Origin of the sequence: Curtobacterium sp. MCSS17_008 (genome assembly GCF_003234185.1) — a bacterium.
GTDB lineage: Bacteria > Actinomycetota > Actinomycetes > Actinomycetales > Microbacteriaceae > Curtobacterium.
Map to the genome: position 1 here is coordinate 123,171 of NZ_QKSM01000009.1, position 8,748 is coordinate 131,918.

11 protein-coding genes are annotated in these 8,748 nt (G+C 68.3%); 3 read left to right on the plus strand and 8 right to left on the minus strand.

Annotation, left to right across the window (positions count from 1 at the left end):
- Positions 1-15: 15 nt before the first annotated feature.
- The 3 genes from DEJ23_RS10870 to DEJ23_RS10880 are packed head-to-tail and all read right to left on the minus strand — an operon-like array spanning position 16 to position 3,253.
- On the minus strand, positions 16-432 hold the full coding sequence (locus DEJ23_RS10870; RefSeq protein ID WP_111240281.1) for an arsenate reductase ArsC: 417 nt from the start codon (positions 430-432) through the stop codon (positions 16-18).
- Between the two features lie 29 nt (positions 433-461).
- Complete coding sequence (locus tag DEJ23_RS10875; RefSeq protein ID WP_146240272.1) at positions 462-1,865, minus strand: arsenic transporter; 1,404 nt, start codon at positions 1,863-1,865, stop codon at positions 462-464.
- Positions 1,865-3,253: an FAD-dependent oxidoreductase gene (locus DEJ23_RS10880; RefSeq protein ID WP_111240295.1), complete on the minus strand. Its 1,389-nt coding sequence runs from the start codon at positions 3,251-3,253 to the stop codon at positions 1,865-1,867. The genes DEJ23_RS10875 and DEJ23_RS10880 overlap by 1 nt, the downstream gene beginning before the upstream one ends.
- Positions 3,254-3,364: 111 nt before the next feature.
- Here DEJ23_RS10880 and DEJ23_RS10885 point away from each other — a divergent pair, with 111 nt between their 5' ends.
- Positions 3,365-3,721 (plus strand): helix-turn-helix transcriptional regulator, encoded by a 357-nt coding sequence (locus DEJ23_RS10885; protein WP_058724395.1) that lies wholly within the window; start codon positions 3,365-3,367, stop codon positions 3,719-3,721.
- A gap of 55 nt (positions 3,722-3,776) precedes the next feature.
- On the opposite strand, the gene DEJ23_RS10890 is transcribed toward DEJ23_RS10885, so the two are convergent.
- From DEJ23_RS10890 to DEJ23_RS10900, 3 genes are all read right to left on the minus strand, one after another.
- Positions 3,777-4,487 carry a M23 family metallopeptidase gene (locus DEJ23_RS10890; RefSeq protein WP_111240282.1) on the minus strand — a complete coding sequence of 237 codons (711 nt, stop codon included), beginning with the start codon at positions 4,485-4,487 and terminating at the stop codon, positions 3,777-3,779.
- 399 nt (positions 4,488-4,886) lie between these two features.
- Positions 4,887-5,483: a DUF305 domain-containing protein gene (locus tag DEJ23_RS10895; RefSeq protein ID WP_111240283.1), complete on the minus strand. Its 597-nt coding sequence runs from the start codon at positions 5,481-5,483 to the stop codon at positions 4,887-4,889.
- Positions 5,484-5,590: 107 nt separating this feature from the next.
- A complete protein-coding gene (locus tag DEJ23_RS10900) occupies positions 5,591-6,046 on the minus strand; it encodes a hypothetical protein (RefSeq protein WP_111240284.1) in 456 nt (151 codons plus the stop codon).
- 198 nt (positions 6,047-6,244) lie between these two features.
- On the opposite strand from DEJ23_RS10900, the gene DEJ23_RS10905 reads away from it, so the two are divergent.
- A complete protein-coding gene (locus DEJ23_RS10905; protein ID WP_082687433.1) occupies positions 6,245-6,745 on the plus strand; it encodes a DUF4396 domain-containing protein in 501 nt (166 codons plus the stop codon).
- A 205-nt stretch (positions 6,746-6,950) separates the two neighbouring features.
- Here the strand turns inward: DEJ23_RS10905 and DEJ23_RS10910 are convergent, their stop codons facing one another.
- Together DEJ23_RS10910 and DEJ23_RS10915 are read right to left on the minus strand one after the other, a co-directional pair.
- Entirely contained in the window at positions 6,951-7,406 is a 456-nt protein-coding gene (locus DEJ23_RS10910; protein WP_111240285.1) for an ester cyclase, read from the minus strand.
- An 82-nt stretch (positions 7,407-7,488) separates the two neighbouring features.
- A complete protein-coding gene (locus tag DEJ23_RS10915; RefSeq protein WP_111240286.1) occupies positions 7,489-7,851 on the minus strand; it encodes a DUF4267 domain-containing protein in 363 nt (120 codons plus the stop codon).
- 105 nt (positions 7,852-7,956) lie between these two features.
- Here DEJ23_RS10915 and DEJ23_RS10920 point away from each other — a divergent pair, with 105 nt between their 5' ends.
- Complete coding sequence (locus tag DEJ23_RS10920) at positions 7,957-8,493, plus strand: TetR/AcrR family transcriptional regulator (RefSeq protein WP_111240287.1); 537 nt, start codon at positions 7,957-7,959, stop codon at positions 8,491-8,493.
- The last annotated feature ends 255 nt before the right edge of the window (positions 8,494-8,748 follow it).

Consider the following 8,748-nt stretch of genomic DNA (forward strand, 5'->3'; position numbering starts at 1 on the left):
TGGTCCTTCCGGTGGTTAGGCGGATGCTTCGGTGGGCAGCAGCTCGGCCAGGAGCGCTTGCGCTCGGGTCTTGATCTCGTCGCGGATCGCGCGGACGTCGTCGATGCCCTTCCCGGCGGGGTCGGTGAGGTCCCAGTCCTCGTACCGCTTGCCGGGGAAGATCGGGCACGCGTCGCCGCAGCCCATCGTGATGACCGCGTCGGACTCACGGACGGCGTCGGTGGTGAGGACCTTCGGCTGGTTCCCGGCGATGTCGATGCCGTCCTCCGCCATCGCCTCGATCGCGACAGGGTTGATCTGGTCCTTCGGCGCACTGCCTGCGGAGAGGACCTGCACGCGGTCGCCGCCGAGGGCCTGGGCGTAGCCGGCGGCCATCTGGGAGCGGCCGGCGTTGTGGACGCAGACGAACAGGATCGTGGGGGTCGCGGTCATGGCGGTGCTTTCGGTAGGGGTGGGCGTGGTCATCGGATGAGGGTGAGCCAGCCGGCGAGGGCTGTCAGGGTGACGGCGAGGACGGGGACGGTCAGCACGATGCCGGTGCGGAAGTACTGCCCCCAGCTGATGTGGATGCCCTTCCGGTCGAGCACGTGCAACCACAGCAGGGTCGCCAGCGACCCGATCGGGGTGATCTTCGGCCCGAGGTCGGAGCCGATGACGTTGGCGTAGATCATCACCTCATGGGTCAGGCCGGTCGCGCCGGCTCCGCCGATCGCGAGGGCGGCGATGAGGACAGTCGGCATGTTGTTCATCAGCGACGCGAGAATCGCGATCACGAACCCGACCCCGAGCGCGGTGACGAGGACCCCGTGGTCCCCGAACACGTCGAACAGGCGGGCGAGGTAGTCGGTGAGGCCCTGGTTCTGCAGCCCGTACACGACGAGGTACATGCCGATCGAGAACAGCACGATCTGCCACGGCGCCTCCCGGATCGTCTTCCACACCGGAATCACCCGCCCCGACGCGCCAACGGTGCCACCACTGCCGCCGGCGACGGTGGCGGTGCCGCCGGTCGTGACGAGGACCGGGGACGCAGCCTGACGGGCGAAGAGGAACGCGGGTTGGCGGGCGGCGACGAGGACGATGACGACCGCGCCGACACCAGCGACGGCGGCGAGGGGCACGCCGAGCGGGTCGGCGGCGAAGTAGCCGACCAGCAGCACGGTGAGGACCACCCATCCGGCGCGGAACGTCGCTCGGTCCTTCACCGCGGCGGCGGGCCGGGTGAGGGCGAGAACGTCGTACCGCTTCGGGATCGACCGGCCGAAGTACGCCAGCAGCATCCCGAGGGACGCCAGCACGGACACGATGCCGACGGGCACCATGACGGCGGCGTACTCGGCGAATCCGAGGCCGAAGTAGTCGGCGGAGACGATGTTGACCAGGTTCGACACCACCAGCGGCAGGCTGCCGGTGTCGGCGATGAACCCGGTGGCGAGGATGAACCCCAGCGCCGCCTTCGCCGGCATGTTCAAGGCGCGGAGCATCCCGACGACGATCGGGGTGAGAATCAGCGCGGCCCCGTCGTTGGCGAACACGGCCGCGATGACCGCGCCGAGTCCGACGATCAGCACGAACAGCAGCCGACCGTTCCCGCGACCCCACCTGGCTACGTGGAGGGCGGCCCACTCGAAGAATCCGGCCTCGTCGAGGATCAACGAGATCAGCACCACTGCGACGAACGTCAGCGTCGCGTTCCACACGATCCCGATCACCGTCGGCACATCACCGAGCCCCACCACCGTGGTCGCGAGGGCGATGACCGCGCCGATGAGCGCGGTGTAGCCGATCGGGAAGCCCTTGGGCTGCCAGATCACCACCACGAGCGTCGCGACGAAGATCGCCGCGGCGACAACTGCCAGCACCATCAGACGCCCACCCCGGCTCGCTTCGCTGCCGCGGAGGCGCGCTCCCAGCCCTGCGCGGCGACCTGCACGGCATCCCACGGGGACCCGAGCGGCGGCGTGTAGGAGAGGTCCAAGTCGATGACGTCGTCGACCGACAGGCCGGCGTGCAGGGCGGTGGCGAACGTGTCGATCCGCTTGCTGATCTCCGCGGTGCGTTCCCCGACGATCTGCGCCCCGAGGAGCCGTCCGGACGTGTGGTCGCCGGTGACACTGATGGTCAACGGCACCGCACCCGGGTAGTACCGCTTGTGGTCGTCCGCGACCGTCACACGCGTCAGCGGCGACACGTCCAGCGGGGCGGTTTCGTGGTGGCGGAGGCCGGTGCGGGCGGCGACGAGGTCGAACACCTTCACCACCTGCGTCCCCACCGAGCCGGCGAAGGTCCGGGACCCGCCGAGCATGTTCTCCCCGGCGACGCGTCCCTGCTTGTGCGCCGTTGTCCCGAGCGGCAGCCAGGTCGTCTCGAGGAGCCGGTGGTGTGTCACGACGCAGTCACCCGCTGCCCACACGTGCGGCACCCCGGTACGCATCTGCTCGTCGACGACGATCGCGCCGGCCTGGCCGAGCTGCGCACCTGCCGCGGCCGCGAGATCCGTCACCGGCCGCACCCCGACACAGACCACCACGAGCGCGAACGTTCCCACGGCATCGCCCGACGTGGAGGTAGTCGCGACGCTCCACTGCCGGCCGCCAGCGGAGGTGATTCCGGTGACGGTCGCACCGGTCAGTACCGTCGCGCCGTGCCGACGGACCTCCGCGGTGACCAGGGACCCGAGTTCCGGGTCGAGGGTGGAGAGCACTTCCGGTCCGCGCTGAATCAGCGTCGTGTCGAACCCGCGGGCGACGAGCCCCTCGGTCATCTCGAGGCCGATGTAGCCAGCGCCGACGACCGCGACGCGGCTGCCGGCAGGCAGGAGCTCCAGGGCGGCGACGACCTGCTCGGCGTCGGTCATCGAGTGCAGCAGGTGAATCCCGGGCTTTCCGAAGGGGATCCCGGCCGGGCGGACCGGCTCGGCGCCGGTCCCGATCAGCAGCTCGTCATAGGCGATCTGCTCATCGCCGGCAGGGCCGGTGACGGAGAGCAGCTGGCGGTCGACGTCGACGGCGGAGGCCCATGTCGAGGAGCGGACGGTCATTCCGGCGGCCTCGAGGTCGGCGCGGGTGCGGTGCGCGAGCGACGCTTCCGTGGCGACGTCGCCGGAGACCCAGTAGGGGATGCCGCAGATGGAGAAGTTCGGGAACTCGTCGGCGAGGACCACGGTCACGTCGGTCGACGGGTCCAGCTCACGGGCGCGCAGCGCCGCGGCGATACCGGCGTCACTGCCCCCAACGGCAACAAGGTGAGTCATCGGAGTCGGTCCTTCACAGATCGAACGGAAGTCGAGCAGGAACATCGAAGCACGTCGATATCGATGTGTGCAAATATAGACGGGCATCGAAGGACGTGGGATGATGGTGCGATGACGACGATCGAGCTGCTCCCCATCCAGGACGTCACCGCATGCTGCTCGCCCGTCACGACCGAAGCGATGACGCAGGAGTCGGCTGAGGTCCTGGCGAAGTCGTTGAAGGCAATCGCTGACCCCGCGCGCTTGCGGCTGATCTCGATGGTCGCTGCGCACGAGGGCGCGGAAGCGTGCGTGTGCGACCTGCAGGAACCGCTCGGCCTGTCCCAGCCGACCGTGTCGCACCACCTCAAGGTGCTCGTCGACGCCGGCATCCTGCACCGCGAAAAGCGCGGCACCTGGGCATACTTTTCGCTCGTGCCCGGCGCGCTCGAGTCCGTCGCCGCTCTGCTGACCTCACCTACCCGGTGAACAAGCCCGGCGTCCGGTAGCCGATGGCGCTCCGGACATTGGCGCGGCTGACGTCCTAGAGGGTGCGTCCAGCGTTCGCGGTGAGCCACGGAATCGGATCGATGGGCGTGGTGCCGCCGGGCATGACTTGGAGGTGCAGGTGCGCGCCGGTGCTCGCGCCGGTGTTGCCGACGAGTCCGACAAGCTGCCCGACCGCGACGGTGTCACCTGGTCGCAGCGGCGAGGAGCCGAAGATCATGTGCGCGTAGAGGGTGGAGACGAGGCGGCCGTCGATCTGGTGGTCGATGATGACGTACTGCCCGTACTCCGGGTGCGTCGTTGACACGCGGACGGTGCCTGCCGCGATAGCTCCGATGGGGGTGCCGGCTCCAGGGGTGAGGTCGACGCCCTGGTGGATGGAGGAGCAGGTCACGCACGGAGCGCTGCGCGGGCCGAACGGTGAGCTGATGGTGATGGCACCGGCGACGGGCCAGCGAATGTCGCCGGTACCCGTGTTCACGATCGTGCCGCCCGTGGTCACCGGGAGGCTCTGCTTCGTCGACGTCGAGGAGCCGTTCGAGGTCGTTCGTGAAGCGGGTGTGGTCTTGGTGATGACGGGCTTTGGGGCCGGCTTGGTGATCGTGTATCCGTCACGGTCGACCGCAAGAGCCAGCCCGGACGCGGTGAAGCTTTGACCGGCGGCGACAGGGGCGACTCCGGGCACGACGGCCGCGGGGCCGGTCGTTGCCTGCGCGGGCAGCGCTGCGGCAGCGGTGAACAGTGCCATCGCGGCGGCCGCACCGGTGATCGGGACGACGGCGAGAACGCGTGACCGCAGCGATCGGATCGGCGTTGCCGGTGCGATCGTCGCGGTCGGTGCAAACGTCGCGGTCGATCGCGGACGCGGTACAGGCTGAGCAGAGACGGCGGTCGGCGTGCGACGAGTGCCGCTGCAGGGTGGAGTCGTGGCGGCGCGTTCGGCGGCGAGGGCCTCGCGGCGCGTCAGAGGTGCGGGAATGGCGGGGGTCTGGGGGTGCTGCTGAGGCACGGACAGGCTCCAAGAGTGGTGGTGGCCGGCAGGCCGAGATGTGGGGTGGCCCGAGCACGAATCGGGCAGGGAGAAGAGGGTGGGGCCGGTCGTGGGCCGCGGCAGGAAGGGGGAGCCCGCCGCGACCCACGCCGGGGTTTAGAGGGACGCGAGCATGTCCTGCATCTGGGTGATCTGCTCGGTCTGGCTCGACACGATCGACTTCGCCATCGCGACGGCGTCGGTGTTCTTGCCCTTGTCGACTTCGGTCTTGGCCATGTCGACGGCGCCCTCGTGGTGCTGGACCATCTGCTCGAGGTAGAGCTTTGCGGCGTCGTTCCCGGACGCCTGGTCGAGGTCGTCCATGTCGGAGTCCGACATCATCCCGGACATGGAGTGCCCCATCCCGGAGTGCTCCGACTCGGTCGACTCACCCCAGCCCTTGAGCCAGGTGGTGAGCTGGTTGATCTCTGGGGACTGCTCGGCCTTGATCTGCTTTGCGAGGTCGGTGACGTCGCTGTCGACGCCGGAGCCCTTGGCGAGGAGCATGTCGCTCATTTCAACGGCCTGCTTGTGGTGCGGCAGCATCATCTGCGCGAACATCACGTCCTGGTCGTTGTGCGCCGACGCAACCGACGTCGACGACGACGAACCTGCTTCGGAGCCACTGTTGCTCGTGGAGCAGCTGGCGAGGGTGAGTCCGAGGGTCAGTGCGGCGGCGATCGCGAATGTGCGCGTGGTGGTGATGGTGTGCATGATCTTTCCGTTCCCGTGGATGCGTCAGGTGTTCCGGGCAGGCAAACGCCTCCCGGATCTGGGCATGCGGGGACCACCCTTCGGGGGTGGGGTCCCGCAGGGGCGGATCAGATGCGGATGATCTGCAACGCCGTCAGTGACGGCGGTTTCGGTGCCGCAATGCGGCGCGGCAGCCGGTCAGCCAGCGCGAGCAGCCGCGCGAGCAGGTAGAGGATGCCGCCGGTCCGTGCGCGCAGCAGCGCCCACGTGAACAGCGCGATCGTCAACGCGCAGGCCATCCCCATCAGCGAGCACATCAGCGCACACAGGCCGCCGTCGCAGCCCGCGTCGGTGAGGATCGTCATCACCGCGGTGACGGGAGCCGCGTGCTCGGCGTGGATGGCGGGCTCGACGTGGCTGTGCTCGGCGGTGGCCGCGGGAGCAGCCATCGCATGCTCGTGGCCGGCGGTGTGCCCAGCCATCGTGTGCATCAGAACCGTGAACCCGACCAGCAGCAGCAACGCCAGCGTCGCCGTGGCCTGCAACAGCAGCCGGCGACGCGGGGAGGCGGTGGTGGTGAGCATCAGTCTTTCGAGCAGACGGGTCGGATGAGCGCTTCTATGGTGCGGTACCCCGGACGGCGTGGGCAACTCGGCGTCCGGATTCACACCGAACCCGCCGCGACCAGCCGAATCGGGAACACATTGGCGAGTCCCGTGTTACAGCGCGTGGTACCCCCCAGGGGTATATGCGAATTGTCGACCGCGTCGGATCGGAGCAGCATGGACACGCACGAGCACCACCAGATGAGCGGACACGAGCACGCTGACCACGGGGCCGGCCACGGGACGACGACGTGGTCGATGGCGGCGCAGGCGACGCTGCACTGCCTCACTGGCTGCGCGATCGGTGAGGTTCTCGGCATGGTGATCGGCACCGCAGCCGGGTTCCACAACGCCGGAACCATCGTTCTGTCGATCGTCCTGGCATTCATCTTCGGCTACGCCCTCACCATGCGCGGGGTCATCAAGTCGGGCCTGACGCTCGCGGCGGCGTTCAAGGTCGCTCTCTCGGCGGACACTGTCTCGATCGCCGTCATGGAGATCATCGACAACACGGTCGTGGTCGCGATCCCGGGAGCGATGGACGCGCAGCTCAACCAGTGGCTGTTCTGGGGCTCCCTCGCCTTGTCCCTTGCCCTGGCGTTCGTGGTTACCACCCCGGTGAACCGGTGGATGATCAGCCGCGGGCTCGGCCACGCCGTCGTTCACGGCCACCACTGATCGTGGCGAGAAGCGCCGCCGGGAATCATCAGCCCGGTGGCGCTTCCTGCCGTCCAGCGCGTCTCGATAGACGATCGGTTACCGAGACGGCCGTTCTATCGCTCTGTCGACGCAGTGGCGCTGTGGTGCGGGCCTCATCGGATGCCGACTGACAGAGGGCGCGAGCTCCTACGAATTCGCGCCCTCTGTCAGTGGCGGCGTTTGTTCAACCCCAGGCTGCGGGGGTGGGGGCGTCGGCGGGTGCGTTGAGCTGGCCCATCAGGCCGGCGAAGTCCTCGAGGTGCCAGGTGGCGACGATCTTCCCGTCGCGGACCTGGTGGACGTCCATGGTGCGCATCTCGATGCGCTTGCCGGTCGGCTGGTGCCCCATGAAGGCGCCCCGGTGAGTTCCGGAGACGGTGTTGCGAACGGCGACCTTGTCGCCCTGGACGATGATGTCCTGGTGCTCGACCGAGTAGTCCGGCATCGCGGCACGGAACAGGGCGATCTGACCAGCCATACCGGCAGGGCCTTGCTGCTGCCCGGGGGCGAGGGGCAGGTCGATCCAGTCCTCGGCGAGGACCTCGTCATAGGTGCTGGTGTCGCCGGTGCGGAACGGCTCGTAGAACGCGCGGACGATGGCCTCGGGAGCGGTGTCGTCGGTGCTGTGCGTGGTGGTCATCAGGGTGTGCCTTTCCGAGTCGATGGTGCGGTGGTGAGGAGGAGTGCTTGGGCTGCCGGAGCTCCGCGGCGTCCGCCATGGGTCAGGCGAGCGCGAGGATGAGGCCGGCGACGATCAGGACGACTGCGGTTGCGGCGTGCACGGTGAGCGCCTGGCGGAGTGTCCCGCCGTTCGTGACGACGATGATCGCGTCGCCGATCGGCGTGATCGCCGCCGCGACGAGGGCCCAGCCGAACACGTGCGGGTCTGCAGCGAGGAGCACCACCAGGGGGACGATGCCCGAGGTGATGTCGCGGACACCCTTGATCGAGGTGAACGCCCGACGGCGATCTTCGGCGACGCCGAAGCCGGCGGTCGCGATCGCTGGTGCGATCAGGAAGCGTCCGCCGATGAACAGGATGAACAGGCATCCGAGGACGGCGACGACGAGGGCTGCAATGACCATGAGGAAGACCTTCGGGATTCGGTAACGGTGTTATGCGATGACGCTACATCGCCGCTGCGGCTTTGTCTAGCGTCGTTATGTAACAGGTTCAGCTAGACTGAGGGCATGTCTCCCCGTCCTGCTCCCGACCTCGATCTGCGCCGTGACCAGATCACCCGAGCCGCCCGCATGGTGGCCGAGCGGGACGGGTGGGAGGCCGTCACCATGCGGCGACTCGGCGCGGAGCTCGGCGCGACGCAGCCAGTGATCTACTCAGCGTTCCCCGGCGGCAGGCAGGCGCTGATCGACGCCGTTGCGCTCGGCGGATTCGATGCGATCGCGACCGCGCTCGAGGCCGTACCGGCCGAGCCGCTACCGAGGATGCAGGCGTACCTGGCGTTCGCCGCCGAGCAGCCACACGTCTACGAGGCGATGTTTTCGATGCCGTCCGGCCTGACCTTCGGCACCGGTACCGGCCCTGATCCGCTGCAGCGAGCGTTCGCCGCGATCCAGGCGGCATTCCCGGGAGCGGACGGCACCGAGGCCGAGGTTGCCTGGGCCACGGTCCACGGTCTCGCGACCCTCGAGATCAGTGGGCGACTACCCGCCGCTCGATCACGTGTGCGACTCGAGCACGCCTACCGAGCCTTCGCCGAGAACTAGTTCATTCATCGGCCGAACCAGTCCGTAGAGCAATCGGCTACCGGACTTCGTTTGGTCGTGCCTTCGACTCTTCGGTCACTTGGGGTGACCGAAGATGGACAGAAGCGTCCGGGACTGCTGCAGGTTCGGTTGACTCGTTCGTTCAGGCCGCGAGTGCGACCTGTGGGTTGATGATCGTCTCGTACTCGACCGGGGTCAACTTCCCCAGACCGCGTTGCCGTCGTTTCCGGTGATAGGTCGCCTCGATCCAGGTGA